The sequence below is a fragment of the Microcystis wesenbergii FACHB-1317 genome (assembly GCF_014696875.1).
Classification (GTDB): Bacteria; Cyanobacteriota; Cyanobacteriia; order Cyanobacteriales; family Microcystaceae; genus Microcystis; species Microcystis wesenbergii_A.
Map to the genome: position 1 here is coordinate 48,175 of NZ_JACJQV010000111.1, position 16,378 is coordinate 64,552.

General features: G+C 41.6%; 14 protein-coding genes. 9 read left to right on the top strand and 5 right to left on the bottom strand.

All coding sequences use genetic code 11. The features are described from left to right. Window positions 1-556: 556 nt before the first annotated feature. Complete coding sequence (locus H6F92_RS08230; RefSeq protein ID WP_190357479.1) at window positions 557-2,461, top strand: polysaccharide biosynthesis protein; 1,905 nt, start codon at window positions 557-559, stop codon at window positions 2,459-2,461. Window positions 2,462-2,794: 333 nt separating this feature from the next. On the opposite strand, the gene H6F92_RS08235 is transcribed toward H6F92_RS08230, so the two are convergent. Continuing rightward, on the bottom strand, window positions 2,795-2,983 hold the full coding sequence (locus H6F92_RS08235) for a hypothetical protein (RefSeq protein ID WP_190357480.1): 189 nt from the start codon (window positions 2,981-2,983) through the stop codon (window positions 2,795-2,797). A 203-nt stretch (window positions 2,984-3,186) separates the two neighbouring features. Between H6F92_RS08235 and cobW the strand changes: the two genes are divergently transcribed. From cobW to H6F92_RS08275, 8 genes are all read left to right on the top strand, one after another. Next, window positions 3,187-4,221: a cobalamin biosynthesis protein CobW gene (cobW, locus tag H6F92_RS08240; protein ID WP_190357481.1), complete on the top strand. Its 1,035-nt coding sequence runs from the start codon at window positions 3,187-3,189 to the stop codon at window positions 4,219-4,221. A gap of 633 nt (window positions 4,222-4,854) precedes the next feature. Beyond that, complete coding sequence (locus tag H6F92_RS08245; RefSeq protein WP_190357482.1) at window positions 4,855-6,906, top strand: M3 family metallopeptidase; 2,052 nt, start codon at window positions 4,855-4,857, stop codon at window positions 6,904-6,906. Between the two features lie 450 nt (window positions 6,907-7,356). After that, entirely contained in the window at window positions 7,357-7,908 is a 552-nt protein-coding gene (locus H6F92_RS08250) for a hypothetical protein (RefSeq protein ID WP_242030055.1), read from the top strand. Between the two features lie 81 nt (window positions 7,909-7,989). Next, a complete protein-coding gene (locus H6F92_RS08255; protein WP_242030056.1) occupies window positions 7,990-8,313 on the top strand; it encodes a hypothetical protein in 324 nt (107 codons plus the stop codon). A 345-nt stretch (window positions 8,314-8,658) separates the two neighbouring features. Continuing rightward, on the top strand, window positions 8,659-10,959 hold the full coding sequence (locus tag H6F92_RS08260) for a sensor histidine kinase (protein WP_190357483.1): 2,301 nt from the start codon (window positions 8,659-8,661) through the stop codon (window positions 10,957-10,959). Then, window positions 10,904-11,350, top strand: coding sequence for a response regulator (locus H6F92_RS08265; protein WP_002758488.1), 447 nt, complete (start codon window positions 10,904-10,906; stop codon window positions 11,348-11,350). Before H6F92_RS08260 ends, H6F92_RS08265 begins: the two co-directional genes overlap by 56 nt. Before the next feature lie 227 nt (window positions 11,351-11,577). Then, on the top strand, window positions 11,578-12,753 hold the full coding sequence (locus H6F92_RS08270; RefSeq protein ID WP_190357484.1) for a hybrid sensor histidine kinase/response regulator: 1,176 nt from the start codon (window positions 11,578-11,580) through the stop codon (window positions 12,751-12,753). A gap of 381 nt (window positions 12,754-13,134) precedes the next feature. Then, on the top strand, window positions 13,135-13,944 hold the full coding sequence (locus H6F92_RS08275) for an SDR family NAD(P)-dependent oxidoreductase (RefSeq protein WP_190357485.1): 810 nt from the start codon (window positions 13,135-13,137) through the stop codon (window positions 13,942-13,944). A gap of 61 nt (window positions 13,945-14,005) precedes the next feature. On the opposite strand, the gene H6F92_RS08280 is transcribed toward H6F92_RS08275, so the two are convergent. The 4 genes from H6F92_RS08280 to H6F92_RS08295 form a co-directional block, all read right to left on the bottom strand. Next, window positions 14,006-14,872 (bottom strand): 6-pyruvoyl trahydropterin synthase family protein, encoded by an 867-nt coding sequence (locus tag H6F92_RS08280; protein ID WP_190357537.1) that lies wholly within the window; start codon window positions 14,870-14,872, stop codon window positions 14,006-14,008. A 173-nt stretch (window positions 14,873-15,045) separates the two neighbouring features. Next, window positions 15,046-15,234 carry a type II toxin-antitoxin system HicB family antitoxin gene (locus H6F92_RS08285; RefSeq protein WP_190357486.1) on the bottom strand — a complete coding sequence of 63 codons (189 nt, stop codon included), beginning with the start codon at window positions 15,232-15,234 and terminating at the stop codon, window positions 15,046-15,048. Between the two features lie 8 nt (window positions 15,235-15,242). Next, on the bottom strand, window positions 15,243-15,746 hold the full coding sequence (locus H6F92_RS08290; protein ID WP_190357487.1) for a hypothetical protein: 504 nt from the start codon (window positions 15,744-15,746) through the stop codon (window positions 15,243-15,245). 8 nt (window positions 15,747-15,754) lie between these two features. Continuing rightward, complete coding sequence (locus H6F92_RS08295; protein ID WP_190357488.1) at window positions 15,755-16,351, bottom strand: bZIP transcription factor; 597 nt, start codon at window positions 16,349-16,351, stop codon at window positions 15,755-15,757. Window positions 16,352-16,378: the final 27 nt, after the last annotated feature.

Here is a 16,378-nt window from a genome sequence, read left to right on the forward strand (position 1 = left end):
TTGGCAAGGCTTGCGTGGATTATTTTCTGCTAATATATCATAACTACTCTAGAAGAGCCAAAAGTCTTGACAAATCGCGCCGCTTGATATAATTGGGGTTGGCTGAAAAAGTTTGTTGGTGGGGTCAGGCGGTCGGCAGCGGGCAGGAGGCAGGAGTTTCAGGCTTTGTTGCCCTCCTTTTTTTGTACCAATTATGTACTAAAAGAAGGATAATGCAAGGTTTTTGAAGGTCTCAATCCTATTTTCGCAGCATGAACATCGGATTTTAACAGGTCAAAAGCCTTATTTTCAAAGGGTTTTACCATTATTCAGCCAGCCCTAATTGGATTTGGGTGATATCATCTTGCGGAAAGACAGGCAGCGCTACTGTTATAAAGAATATTGGCTCGGCTCTTCTTGTTTCTGTATGGAAGGGAGAAGAATAGGGGTAATTTTCCAGAAATATATTCTTCAAAGCCTTGCCTAGCAAAACTCGTCCGAATAATAAGCACTGATTACCAGACAAAGTCGAGAGGAGCCAAGTAATTTACCTTAAGATTAATTAATCAATTGGATAATGTATAGAAAACTGGCGAACAAAATCCTTAAATTAGCTAATTGCCTATCTAGATCATCGAAGCGATCTCTTCTAATTGTCACCGATTGCCTTATTTTTTGTCTGACCATCTATCTAGCCTTCTCTCTCAGGTTTAATCTTAACCTCGAATATCAGCAAATTAGACCTTTTTTCGGGGAAATACTCAGCTTAATTGCTATTAAAATTCTAGTTTTCTATCTCAAAGGTATTTACCGTCCCGTAGTACGTTATACAGGATTAGAGTTTCTTTCCTCCGTACTGCAAGCGGTTCTCTATAGTTCAGGGGTTTTAATCAGTCTGGCCTACTTTCAAAGGGATGCCTTTTTGCCGCGTTCAGTCCTGATTATCGACGCATTGTTAACCCTAGTATTGGTTATTGGGATGAGATTGTTGATTCGTTCTGTCTTTCACCGTCTGAATATTTACGTCAGTAGTGTCGATAGGGAACCGACAATTGTTATCTACGGTGCGGGGGTTGTGGGTTGTCAATTAGCACGTTCCCTACAAAATGACCCCCACTATCGTTTATTGGCCTTTGTTGATGATAATCCCGATTTGCAGCAGCGAGTGATCCAAGGCATTAGGGTTTATCCCCCTTCTCAATTGACAATACTGCACCAAAAACGGGCCTTTGACTGGGTTGTTCTCGCTATTCCGAACCTAGACAAGGCCAGAAAGCGGCAAATCATCGAAAGTCTAGAAACTTTACCCATCGTCATCAAAACCGTCCCTCCCCTCTCAAAAATTTTATCGGGAGAAGCGACCATCAATCAGATTCGCAGTGTCGATGTCTCGGAATTATTAGGACGGGAAGAAATTCTACCTCATCCCGAACTTTTGGGAAAAAATGTCACGGGTAAAGCGGTGTTAGTCACTGGGGGTGGTGGTTCCATCGGTTCGGAATTATGCCGACAAATCGCCTTCCTCAAGCCAAAATGCCTGGTAATCTACGAATTAAACGAGTTTTCCCTCTACAAAATCGATCTCGATTTGGGCGAAAATTATACTGATTTACGCAGGTATGCCTATCTAGGCAATGTTCTTGACCGCAATCATCTGGCCCGAGTCATCCAACAACACCAGATTGAGACAATTTATCACACGGCCGCCTATAAGCACGTTCCCCTGGTGGAAGCCAATGCTAGTCAGGGGGTTTACACTAATGTTTGGGGAAGTTTAAATGTCGCTCAGACTGCGATCGAGAATTCAGTTAGTAATTTAGTTCTTATTTCCACCGATAAGGCCGTCAGACCGACTAACATTATGGGGGCCAGTAAACGCTGTGCTGAGTTAGTTGTGCAAGCTTTGGCCGCTTTACCCGACACTTCCACCTGTTGCGCTATCGTCCGCTTTGGCAATGTTCTCGATAGTAGCGGTTCCGTGGTGCCGCGTTTCCGGGAACAAATCGCCCAACGTAAGAATATTACCCTCACCCATCGCGATATTATTCGCTATTTTATGTCTATTCCAGAGGCGGTGCGTTTGGTTATACAAGCAGGAGCTATGGCTAAGGGGGGTGAGGTATTCCTGTTAGATATGGGTGAACCAGTAAGAATTTACGATTTAGCCCTACAGATGATTCGTTTAAGTGGCTTGGAATTAGGGCAAGATATCGATATTGAAATCACAGGATTAAGACCGGGGGAAAAACTCTACGAAGAATTATTAATCGATACCGATAAAGCTCGTCCCACCGCTCACCCAAAGATTTTTTGCGCTAATGAACACTTTCTTGCTTGGGAAAAATTACAAATCAAATTACAGCAATTGCTTAATTCTATTCAAGTTAATGACCGTCAGGGCTTAGTTAAGTCCCTACAAGATTTAGTTCCTGAATACCGGCCTCCCCAGCAAATAGCCAGTAGTTTGTCAAGTAAAAAGTGAAAGAAAGGAGTTTTAGCGAGTGCATCCCACATTTGCAGAAATACCGACAATTAGCAATTATCAGTGACTCTTAAATTAGTACAAAAATATGAACAATCGCGTGTAAGCATCCCACCGAAAAACTAATGCGCTCCGGGGTTTGGGCCCCAACGGGGGGTTTGGGTAGGGTTGATTCATGAATCAACCCTACTATCACTCAACCCTAGGGTTGAGTGATAAAACCGAAAGTAACGCCCAATTTTAGGAGAAAGTTTCCCCTTAAAAATCCCAAATTAGTAGATTTACAAAAATGAGATGCACCCGTTTTAGCTCTCCTCTTTTTGACAAAATTTATTAATCTAATTGAACCGAATGCTCTTGTTTTAATTGCTTTTGAATGGTTTTTACCGTCTGCTCGATTTTATCGATTCCGCGAGAAGAAGGCCGATTTACTCTATCAGCTAGAGGAGAAGTTTGTTGAATAGCAATGCTTAAATAAAGAGGAAAAGCGAGGGTAAAGGCTAAAAAAAGACGTTGTAACATGATCCACTCCCACAAAAGTTCTTCAGCGATTATTTTAGCCGGCTGAAACTTCTAACAGAATAACGACTAACTAGAAAAATTTCAGCTAGTTTGTGACAGTCCGGCAATTGGTGGGACAATCCTAAAGAATTAGCGTTGAAACCCTCAACCCTAGACCGGAACTCTGATACATTGATCTAGGAACATGATCGATCGCTCTATCTATGCACAAAATTCCAGTTACTGTGATCACGGGTTTTCTGGGTGCGGGAAAAACTACCCTCATCCGTCATCTACTGCAAAATAATCAAGGCCGCCGGGTGGCCGTTATGGTCAATGAATTCGGAGAAGTGGGAATTGATGGTGATTTGTTGAAAAGTTGTCAGACCTGCGACGACAACCCTAACGATAATATTGTGGAATTGACCAACGGTTGTCTGTGCTGCACAGTACAAGAAGAATTTCTCCCCACCATGCAGAAATTGCTAGAGCGACGGCAACAGTTGGATTGTATGCTGATCGAAACTTCGGGATTGGCTTTACCTAAACCTCTGGTTCAAGCTTTTCGCTGGCCGGAAATCCGCAACGGTGCGACGGTGGACGGAGTAATCACGGTGGTGGATGGTTTTGCTGTCGCTAGGGGTCGTCTGGTGGCGGATTTGGACGCTTTAACAGCACAAAGGCAAGCAGACCCCAATTTAGAACACGAAACGCCTATTGAGGAGTTATTTGAGGATCAGTTAGCCTGTGCTGACCTGGTACTCTTAACTAAAACCGATTTAATCAGCGAAATTGAATTAGAAAAAATTATTAATTGGCTGAAAACACAACTGCGATCGACGGTAAAAATAGTTACTTGTGCTGATGGACAAATTAGCCCCGATGTGCTATTGGGATTTAATGCCGCCGTCGAGGATAATTTAGCTAGTCGTCCTAGTCATCATGATCACGAGGAAGAACACGATCACGATGAGGATATCAATTCTGTGCAGTTTTGCCTCGATTCTCCCGTAGATGCCCGAATTTTGACCCAACGGCTCAAAGAATTGGTGGCCCGAGAAGAAATCTATCGGGTCAAGGGATTTGTTAATGTGGCCAATAAACCGATGCGTATGGTGTTACAGGGAGTCGGCGATCGCTTTGATTCTTTCTTTGATCGACCCTGGCAATCCACGGAAACGCGGCAAACTCGCTTGGTCTTTATCGGCCGCTCCCTCGATAGTCAGAGAATCGAGCAGGCCTTAACTAGGGTTTGCTGAAGAAGTTTTTCCTGGGGTTAGGGTGTGGGGTAGGGAGATTATTTTTATTTATTCTCCCTTCTCCCCCTCTACAATAATTACTCGCAGCCAGAAATACGTTGGGTAATATCATACTTTGTGCTTTTTGTCAAAAAAACTTTTTTTTTGCAATAAAACTACACAAAAAAAAGATCATCGTTATGGGTGAAATTGACTGATTTGACCGTCTTAATTAGGATCACTTTCTAGGTGTGGCAAGGGTTTCAACTATTGCTGCCCAAAAAAGCACAAAATAACCCATTATGAAATTCTATCAAATCGCTGTAACCCTTGTAACATCGTTGTTAAATAAAAATCTTTCTCAATTAATTCTTAAGAATTTGTAAATATTGCGGAATGTTAATTTAAATATTCTCAAGTTTTTGCAGTCAATAAATAATTTTTGCTTATCTTTGATCAACAGAGGCAGTCCCAATGAAAAAATTTTCACCCCCACAGATGAAAGAGGTTTCTTTCCCCACACCCTACACCCCACACCCCACACCCCACACCCCACTGAAAAAGCTCCGGCGCTCGATCGCCCGGATAGATGGTCGGGGATTTAGGTTAGGGTAGTAAAAGATACAGATTACCCACCCTTCCAGACCAACAATTATGACGAACACCAGTAACCCGCTGCTTGCCGGTCAAGGATTACCGGCCTTTGACCAAATCCAACCCGGCCTGATTGTCCCTGGGATGACGCAACTTTTGCAGGAACTGGCCAGAGAATTAACCGAACTAGAAGCGCAGATTACCCCCACCTGGGAAAAATTAGTCGAACCCCTCACCCGGATTGAAGAACGTTTAAGCTGGAGTTGGGGGATTATCGGTCATCTGATGGGGGTAAAAAATAGCCCAGAATTGCGTCAAGCTTACGAAACCGTACAACCACAGGTAGTCGAGTTTATTAGCCGTTTAAGCCAAAGTAAACCCATTTATGAAGCATTTTTGTCCCTGCGCCAAGGGGAAAGCTGGGGGCAATTAGACGAGGCACAACAGCGCATTGTCGAAGCTTCCCTGCGGGATGCCCAGTTGGCTGGGGTGGGATTGGTAGGGGAGAAAAAAGACAGATTTAACGCGATTCAACTGGAATTAGCGGAAATAACCACGAAATTTTCTAATAACATCCTCGATGCCACCAAAGCTTTTCAACTGAAACTAACAACCCCAGAAGATATCGCCGGTTTACCCGCTAGTCTCCTTAGTTTAGCCGCCCAAACCGCCCGCACCCAAGGGGAAACTAACGCCACCACCGAAACTGGCCCCTGGGTGATTACCCTCGATTTTCCCAGTTATTTCCCCTTTATGAAGTACAGCGATAATCGGGAATTGCGAGAAAAACTCTATAAAGCCTACGTTAGTCGGGCCGATCTGGGAGAATTGGATAATAATCCCTTAATCGATCGCATTTTGCAACTTCGTCAGGAACAGGCCCATCTTCTAGGTTATAGTACCTACGCCGAGGTCAGTCTTGCCAGGAAAATGGCCAATTCTGTGGATGAAATCGAGAAATTGCTTGACAATTTGCGCCAAGTAAGCTATGAAGCGGCAAAACAGGATTTAGAGGCCTTAAAAACTTTTGCGGGAACCGACGATCTCAAGCATTGGGATATAGCCTATTGGTCAGAAAAACAGCGTCAGGCCAAGTTTAACTTTAGTGCCGAGGAATTACGCCCCTATTTCCCCCTACCACGGGTTTTAGAAGGCATATTTAGCCTCGCTAAACGGATTTTTGGGGTAGAAATTATCGCCGCCGACGGTAAAGCACCTATCTGGCATCCTGATGTGCGTTATTTCCAGATTAACGACGAAAAGGGCGAAAAAATCGCCTATTTCTACCTCGATGCCTACAGTCGTCCCGCCGAAAAACGCGGCGGCGCTTGGATGGATGTCTGTATCGGTCGCGCCAAAACCGGTGCCGAGGTGCGTTTACCTGTGGCTTATTTAATCTGCAATCAAACGCCTCCAGTGGACGGAAACCCCAGTTTAATGACCTTTGAGGAGGTAACTACCCTATTTCACGAATTTGGCCACGGTTTACAGCATATGTTAACCACTGTGGACTATTCCGGCGCGGCGGGTATTAATAACGTTGAGTGGGACGCGGTGGAATTGCCCAGTCAATTTATGGAAAATTGGTGTTATGATCGCCCTACTTTAATGAGTATGGCTAAACACTACCAAACCGGCGCAACTCTCCCCGAACATTACTACCAAAAACTGCTTCTAGCTAAGAACTATATGAGCGGTTCGGCCATGCTGCGTCAGCTACATTTGTCTTTAGTAGATTTGGAATTACACCATCGTTATCAACCCAATGGCGGCGAAACTCCTAAACAAGTTAGACAGCGTTTAGCGGCGACGACGACGATAATTCCTCCCCTACCGGAAGATGCTTTCTTGTGTTCTTTTGGGCATATTTTCGCCGGCGGTTATGCGGCGGGTTACTATAGTTATAAATGGGCAGAAGTCCTCAGCGCCGATGCTTTTGCCGCTTTCGAGGAAGTGGGATTAGATAACGAAGAAGCAGTGAAAGCGATCGGTCGCCGTTTTCGCGATACTGTTTTAGCTATGGGGGGAAGTTCTCATCCTATGAATGTTTTTAAAGCTTTCCGCGGTCGCGAACCTAGTACCGAGCCTCTCCTCCGTCATAGCGGCTTATAAAAGTAGGGTGTGTTAGCGTAGCGTAACGCACCAAAAACTTTTCTTTGTGGTGCGTTACGGCGATATTTAGCTCTTGATTTTTTCCCTGAAAACAAGGGATTGCCTAACGCACCCTACTTGAATATATTGTGATAACATATCAGCTTATAAAAGTAGCCAAAAACTTTTCTTTGTGGTGCGTTACGGCGATATTTAGCTCTTGATTTTTTCCCTGAAAACAAGGGATTGCCTAACGCACCCTACTTGACTGCTGAAACCTTTCTTTGTGGTGCGTTACGACAATATTTAGCTCTTGATTTTTTCCCTAAAAACAAGGGATTGCCTAACGCACCCTACTTAACTACTTAACATTTTTTCATAAATAGGCTCTCAAACTTGCTGTAAAAATAGAAATGATAAGTTACAATACTATTGTTCTATACATCACCAATCTAGCCTTTGATAAAATTTATGGAATCATCTACTCTACCGATTCATAATCCAGCCGAACGTTTATTAATTATCCTACAAAGATGTTCTCAAGACGAAACTAACGAATCAGTTCAAACAGTTTTATCAAGAGCCATGGAAGTGAAAAATGACCCTGATTCTGTTCAGAAAGGGTTGATTCAATTACCACAGCTTATTTATCACATAGAAGATCAACTACAATATTTTCCTTCAAGAAAACAGTCTTCCTATAAAAGACTTATGGAAGAAATTAGGGATAAATTAATTAGTTTATTACGCAAGCTTGAATGGAGTTGGTTAAGTTCAGAAGAACCACAAATCTCTCCTGACTGGCAAGCTCTACATTGGCTTCCTTCTTGTGTAGAAGATTTTGAGGAAATATATTTAAGCAAAGAGGATTTGAACAGGTTAAGGGAAGAAATCTTAGGTTTAATTCAAATGAGGCTCTTCGGTTTGTGTTATGCAATGGACGGGGATTATAAGGGATGGAACCCTTATATAGAAAGGCATTTAGCGATTTTTGTCAATTGTTTTTTATCTAGAGCGAACTAATCAATTAAGTCTCTTGCCAGATAAGGATTTAGTCGATTTATGCCCCCCTATCGAACCATAACAAGTAACGAAGAGCCTCAAATGATTGAAGATAGCAAAATTACGCAAGAGTTTAAACAATTTCTGCTGATTAAATTAAATGAAGTCCTAGAAGCTCTTAACAAATTTTACATCGTTGGCTATAATGGTCTTCGCAAGGAAATTTTGGCTACCCTCACCGAGGTGGGAATTAATCAAGTCGAAGGTGAAGATAAGGAAACTAAGAACAATATATCCCAAAAGTTATGGGAATTTTTAACAAAAATATTTCCAGAAAAAGCACAAAAGATTAATCCGTTAATTAGTCTCCCTGTCAATGTTTATAAGCTTGGAGAAATGTTCAATGTTTTGCCTCCAGGTAATTAACCAAAAAGGGTTGCTATCATATTTAAATCTTAGATTTTGGTGTGTTACGCTTCGCTAACACCCCCTACTATATATTTTTATGAAGAATTATCTGTCCCTTGTAACATTAACTCTTAATTCTTAACAAATTACCCTAGATTCTCAGAGAAAAACTGATTATAATAAAGGGAACTGAACAGAACTGCTCGATCGATAGATAACTGATTGATTAAAGTTTTATTACTTTTGATGGCCTGGGATTAAGAGAAGTAAATTTATTCTTGATCGCCCCCCGAAAGTGAGAAGAAATAGTTTTAATAAACAAAGAGTTTTCAACTTGGCAAAAATCCTCTGGGGGCAATACACATGGAAGTTCTAACCGAGACAATTAACCCAACTTCGATCGAACGGGAACCGATCCATCTCTATAACCGAATTCAATCGCACGGGGTGCTTTTAGTTCTCAGCGAACCGGAGCTAAAAGTCAGCCAAACTAGCAGTAATAGCCGCAGTTTATTGGGAATTTCTCCGGGAGAAATTATCGGTAAAACCCTAGAGGAAATCTTCGATCCCTTTCAGATCGATCCTCTCAAATCAGCCATAGAAAATAACGATTTTGATGCTATCAATCCCTCCAAAATTTGGGCGCGGGTTAAAGGGGATGATTTTGCCGTCTTTGATGCTATTTTCCACCGTAACGCCGAACAAATGCTGATTTTAGAGTTAGAACCAGCTATTTCCTATGAAAACATTCCTTTCCTGAGATTCTATCACCTAGCCAAAACTTCGATCGATAAACTTGAAGCCACCCGTAACCTGAAAGATTTCTGTAATATCATCGTTAAAGAAGTGCGAAAAATGACAGGATTCGATCGAGTTATGTTATACAAATTCGACGAAGAAGATAACGGTGATGTGATAGCAGAAGACAAAATAGAGCAACTAGAACCCTATCTCGGTTTACGTTATCCCGCTTCCGATATCCCTCTCCCAGCACGAAATTTATTAAGTGCTAATTGGATTCGACAGATTCCCGATGCTACCTCTGAACCCGTCGATCTAGTGCCTAGTCTTCATCCCGAAACCCAACAACCCTTAAATTTAACCCTGTCCAGTCTTAGAAGTGCTTCTCCCTGTCATTTAGAATATCTGCATAACATGGGAGTGGGAGCATCTCTAAGCATTTCTCTGATTGAAAATAAACGTCTCTGGGGCATTATTGCCTGTCATCATCGCACCCCTAAATATGTACCCTACGAACTCCGTAAAGCTTGTGAGTTTTTAGGAAGAGTGATTTTTTCGGAAATATCAGCACGGGAAGAAAACGAAGATTATGACTATCGAGTAAAATTAAATTTTGTGCAATCGCAATTAATCGATTATATGGCTGAAGCTAATAACTTTATCGATGGATTAATTGCCCATAAACCGAATCTGCTCGATCTAACTAAAGCCACGGGAGCCGCTATTTGTTTAGGCGGCAATTATACCTTAATTGGAGTAACACCGAGCGAAGAAGAACTAAATTATCTGATTACTTGGCTAGAAAAAAACGTCCATGAAGATGTTTACTATACCAATTCCTTACCGCGAATTTATGCCGATGGGGGTAAGTTTAAAGACATTGCCAGTGGTTTACTAGCAATTCCTATTTCTAAACGTAATTATCTCCTCTGGTTTCGTCCGGAAGTAATTCAAACCGTCAACTGGGGTGGTGATCCAGGTAAAGCGATCGAAACGACTGCCATAGATGGTAATATTCGTCTCTGTCCGCGTAAATCTTTCTCCCTCTGGAAAGAAACCGTTCGCCTCAAATCTTTACCCTGGAAAGCGGTAGAAATTAACGCCGCACTAGAATTACGAAAAGCGATCGTCAATATCATCTTAAAACAAGCCGATGAATTGGCACGTTTAGCGCGGGATTTGGAACTATCAAACGCCGAATTAAAAAAATTCGCCTACGTCGCTTCCCACGATTTACAGGAACCCCTCAATCAAGTCGCCAACTATGTGCAGTTGCTAGAAATGCGCTACACCGAAGAACTGGACGAAGATGCTAAAGAATTTATTACTTTTGCCGTCGAAGGTGTCAGCTTGATGCAAACATTAATAGATGATGTGCTGGCTTACTCAAAAGTGGATATGCAGGCGGTAGAGTTTAATACCATTGATGCTAATCTGGCACTGGAAAAAGCTCTCGCTAACCTGAAAGGGAGAATTCAGGAAAGTCAAGCTATAATCACCGTTGATCCTTTGCCAATTGTCATGGCAGATAAAACCCAGTTAATGCAATTGTTCCAAAATCTCATCGGTAATGCCATTAAATTCCGGGGAAAAGCAACTCCCACTATTCATATTTCCGCGCAACGTCAAGAGGAGGAATGGCTGTTCTCTATCACCGATAATGGAATTGGTATCGATCCCCGATTTTCCGAACGCATTTTCGTGATTTTCCAACGACTGCACACCCGCGACGAGTACCCTGGCACAGGCATGGGTTTGGCGATTTGTAAGAAAATTATCGAGTGTCATCGCGGACGAATTTGGGTAGAATCCCAATTAGGCAAAGGAGCGGTTTTCTATTTTACAATTCCCCTAGGAGGTAACGAGCGTGAGCGCTGGCGAGGACGTGCCACACAAAATTATCTTATTAGTGGAGGACAGTAAAGCTGATATTCGCCTCATCCAAGAGGCATTAAAAACTAGCACCGTCCCGCATGAATTAGTTATCGTTAGGGATGGTGTCAACGCCATGGATTATCTGCGTCGAGAAGGGGAGTATCTCGATTCTCCTCGTCCTAATCTGATTCTTCTCGATCTGAATTTACCAAGAAAAGACGGACGGGAGGTATTAGCGGAAATCAAAAACGATCCCAGTTTAAAAAGAATTCCCGTGGTGGTTTTAACCACTTCTCGCAACGAGGAGGATATTTTTTATAGCTATGAACTGCACGTTAATTGTTATATAACCAAGTCGCGCAATCTCAACGATTTGTTCAAAATTGTCAAAAATATCGAGGCTTTTTGGTTAGAAACCGCTACTTTACCTGGGGAGTGAATCATTATCAGTTATCAGTTATCAGTTATCAGTGATCAGTGATCAGTGATCAGTTATCAGTTATCAGTTATCAGTTATCAGTTATCAGTTAATAGTATCAAGTGGCAAGTTCGGAGCTTTCTTTTCACTGATTACTGTTTACTGGACGGCTACGCCGTGCCTTTGGCAACACTGAAAAATCTTCCCACTTCCTAACTTCCCAAATCTCTTTAACTCTTGATTAAAAAATGGGACTCTCGCAGGATATAAAAGTTCTTTTAATCGAGGATAATTTAGCCGAAGCTCGATTATTAAAGGAAATTCTTAAGGGTAATGAAAAAAAAGAATTTCATCTGGTTAATGTGTCAAGATTATCCGAGGCGATTTCTCTGTTACAACAAACAAATTTTGATGTAATTTTATTAGATCTAACTTTACCAGATAGTCAAGGTTTGGAATCCTTAGCTCCCCTTTTGATTACGGCTCCGAAATTACCAATCGTGGTTTTAACTAATACTAATGATGATAATTTAGCTTTGGCAGCACTACGTCAGGGAGCGCAGGATTATTTAATTAAAAGAGAAGTAAGTTTAGAAATTTTAACTCGATCGCTATGTTATGCGATCGAGCGAAAACAGATGGAGGAAGCTTTACGAGAATCGAACAAAGCTTTAAAAATGAGCGTGATTGAACGCACTAATCAACTGGAAAAAGCTCAGGAATTAAATCAGTTAAAAACTGAATTTGTTTCCATGTTATCCCACGATTTTCGCAATCCTTTAAATAAAATTTTACTCTCGGCTGGATTATTAGAAGAAAGTCGCGATCGGTTGACAAAAGATCAGCAAGTTAGCTATTTTCGCATGATTCGATCGGCCATTAAAGACATGGATCAATTGCTCACAGAAGTGTTATTAATTGGTAGGGCTGATTCTGGGAGATTATACTGTCAATTTGATCCGGTGGATTTGCTCGATTATTGTCAGAAATTGGTAGAATCTTTTATTGTTAAGCCAGAAAAACAATCAGCAATTATTTTCCAAATTGAGGGCAGCTTAGAAAGAGGACTTTGGGATATAAATTTAATTAAACATATCTTGACAAATTTACTAGGAAATGCTCTCAAATATTCACCACAGGGAAACCCCATAGAATTTAAGATTATTGTCGAATCCGAGCAGGTAGTCTTTAAAATTGTCGATCGAGGGATTGGTATTCCCAGCAAAGATCAAGAACATTTATTTAAACCTTTTTATCGCGGTAGCAATGTCGATAATATTCAAGGAACGGGATTAGGATTAGCCATTGTCGGACGCTGTGTGGAAGCGCACAAAGGAGAAATTCACTTGGAAAGTGAGGAAGGAAAAGGCACAAAGATGACGGTGATTCTACCGATTATTACCGACATTGAACACCTAAATTGAGATGAACAATAGGGTGGCACCACAATTTTTTTCCCGCTGCCCCTCTGCCCTAGGGTTGATTCATAGTAGGGTTGATTCATGAATCAACCCTACCTCTCCCCTCTCCCCTCTCCCCTTCCATAGGATCGAGGATCACCCTGAGCGTTCATCCGATCGAGTGATTTTCGGGAAAAGTGTTAAAAAAGATTGCTGTTTGTAAAGACAACTGTTACCGTAGGTTCAAGAGTGCGCTTTGAAGGAGGAAAAATCCCATGCACCCTAACCTATCCATCTATCCCTCGATTGCTTCGCTACTTATGTAGGGCATAGATGCACAAATCAAAGATTTCAGAAGCAAAACCAATAAATTCCCGTACTGTTGCTTAAAACAGGAGTTTGATCATGAAATTACAGGGAAAAACAGCCCTAGTCACGGGGGCATCCCGAGGCATTGGACGAGCGATCGCCTTAGAATTGGCCCGACAAGGTTTAAGCAGAATTGTGATTGTCGCCAGAGATCAAGAGCGATTAGAAAAACTAGCCAAAGAAATTGAGTCTCTAGGGGTCATTGCCACACCTTTAGCCCTAGATTTAACCGAAAATGACCTTGTTAGCACTTCAATTATCCGCGTTTGGCAAGAATGCCTTGGCATTGATATCCTCGTTAACTGTGCCGGTATTGCCCATCAAACCCCCTTTCTACGCTCGCAATTTTCGCAAGTGCAAGCAGAAATATCTTTAAATCTGATGGCCATGTACACGGTTACTCGCTTAATTGCCCGCCGGATGGCAATTCGGGGACAGGGAACCATCGTCAATGTTTCCAGCATGATGGGTAAAATTGCCGCTCCTAGCTTCTCTACCTACTCGGCCACCAAATTTGCCATTTTGGGTTTTAGTCAAGCTCTCAGGTCGGAATTACGGGAACACAACATCAAAGTTGTCACCCTCTTACCCTCTTTAACCGATACGGATATGGTGCGAGAATTGCAGTTATTTCGATGGTTAAAACCGATGAGCACCGAAGAAGTCGCCCAAACCCTAATTACCGGGTTAAATAGGGAAAAAACGGAAATTGTCGTCGGTTGGCAAAGTCATCTAGCTCTTTGGTGTCAAAAATTCGCCCCGAAACTGCTCGAGAAAATTGTCGATTTAGCTTCTCCCTTACGTCAAGGCAAAGGAAAGCGAGGATGGCGAGAAGTGTTTAACTAGGGTTTAATTAAATCCCTCAGGGTGAGCATGGCTCACCCTAATCACCTTAACTAACAAGCAATTAAACGGCTGTCAGGGTTTTTTCTAGAAGTTGTCGGGGAGTTTGAACCGAACCACGACAGTGGATTTCCGCAGAATTATTGGGACTTTCAATCAGTTTAACTTTATCCAATTCGGCTCCTAATTGGCGGATCCGTTCCTCTAATAGTTGAGCGATATGTAGGGCAATATTTTCCGCGGTGGGAACCACTTCGGCAAAGTGGGGAATATCCTTATTTAAAAAAGCATGATCGAAGGGTTCCACTACCAATTCATCGATCGCTTTTTGTAAATCTCCTAGATCTACAATCATACCGGTGCGGGGATCGATTTCTCCCGCCACGGATACTTCTAGGTGATAATTATGGCCATGACCGTTTACCCTGGCGCATTTGCCGTAGATTTCCGAGTTTTGTTCCAGGGTTAATTGCGGTAAAGCCAAACGATGGGCGGCGCTAAAATGGGTTTTGACGGTTAAAGTTGCTTCCATATCTTTTCCTTGATATTCTGCCCACAATTCGGGGTGTTCAAATAGTTGAATTTTGACTAATGGTAAATAGGGTGCTAATCTTTGCCAGATAACTCTGGCGATATTTTCTGTGGTGGGTAGGGTTTGCTGAAATTCCGGCCAGACTTGATTGAGATAGGAGTAGTCTAATTGACTGGTTATCTCTCGTTTAATTACCTGTTTTACGGTGGAGAGATTCTCCACCATGCCATAAAGATTGAGTTCTTTGTATAGGGAGACGTATAATTCGTAATTGTGACCATGACCGGGAAAACGGCTACCAAGACCAAAACGTCTTTGATTTTCGGCTTCGTCCCATTCTGGTAGATAATAGCGATGGCTGGCTGAAAACCGCGCTCGACGATTGATGATGCAATCCATAAATGTGGGCGATCGATGACTTTGTAAAGTTACGTTAAGAGTAACTTTTTCTAGCATAAACCAGTTTTGTCTCCTCCGGCTTGCGAACCGGAGAAAGTTATCCCTCAATTCCAGCAGAATGCGATCGCTGTGAGTCGAGAGTGAGAAAATTTATCTTTGAGAAGGTGAAGGAATTACTTTTTTACCACTAAAATAAACTTTCTAGCTTCTTCAATATTAATCATCACTTCCTCTAAAGTTTCCCCCTGAGTAATACAACCATCTAAATCTGGAATTAACGCGGTGTATCCGCCTTCTTCTTCGGGATAAATTGAAATCGGATATTTAAGAGATAAAAAGTATTCTAATATTGGTTGTTCCATCGATAGGTCTAAATAGGTCTAACCGAGTCGCCAATTTGAGGGTTTTCAAAAGGTAACGTTTCGGATAATTCCCGTATTAGCAGTTTATTTAACAATTCAGTATCTATTAGTTCGGATATTGGCTTTTTATCGTTCTTAGAATTCGCTCCTACGGCTCTTTTTAAGAATTTTCCTATCAAATCGGACGGGGTTTCTTGTTCTTTAAGCAATAACTGCAGCAATCTAGATTCTTTATTATTGGTTCTATCCGATTGTAAAATCGCTATTTTTTCTTGAACAAAAGTAATTGTCCCCGTCCCTCTCACTAAGTCAAGATAGCCTAAAGACTCACCAGTCTGCGGATCTTTTATTTCCTCTTCACTTGTATTGTAAACTAACATTCTTTGACCTTCTCGAATTCCACTAATTTCACCTCTATTGATCACTAATTTATAGTCGTCAATAACTTTGACAACTTTGGCGGGAAAGGTTCCTTTAGGAGATAAAATGGGTTTTTCGGCTACATTTTCCATATTTTCCTCTATGGTGAACTATGTTTTCTAAGAACGCCAGGTCTGACTCTGGTTTCTTGAATAATTTTTAAATCGTTACTCGCCAATCGATCTAGAATTGCCTGATAGATTGTTTGAGGTTTATCAATGATTGCGTGTATCTTGCCATCCTTTGGATTAATATATTCAACAAAACCCTCTCCTATTAATCTTTCAAACCCATCTTCATCGGTATAATAAAAAGAGACAAGTAACTCGATCGTAAACAGACTAGAGGAATCAAGAAGGCATAAAATATTATTATTTCCTTGCTTTTGAGACCTCAAAATCCTGGGAGTAATTCCCTGTTTAATAATATTTTCTAAATTTTGGTTTACCTCCTGAAGTTGCTTAACTTCTGCCTCTAATTTTTGTTTCTGTCTAAGAAGCGTGTTAACAGCGCTTAACAAAGTAGCGATTAACAGCAAGGTGAAGAAACTGACAATAATTACTAGGTCTAAAGGAATAGAAGTATTGAAGGAATAACGAATTAAAGCAATACCTCCTAAAAATCCAAGAAGGCCGAGTAAAACCCCTTGAATTTCGTTAAAACTAGACCAGATTAACCCCCAAAAGTTATTTTTCATCTTTTTTGAAAACCCAAGAGACTGGTG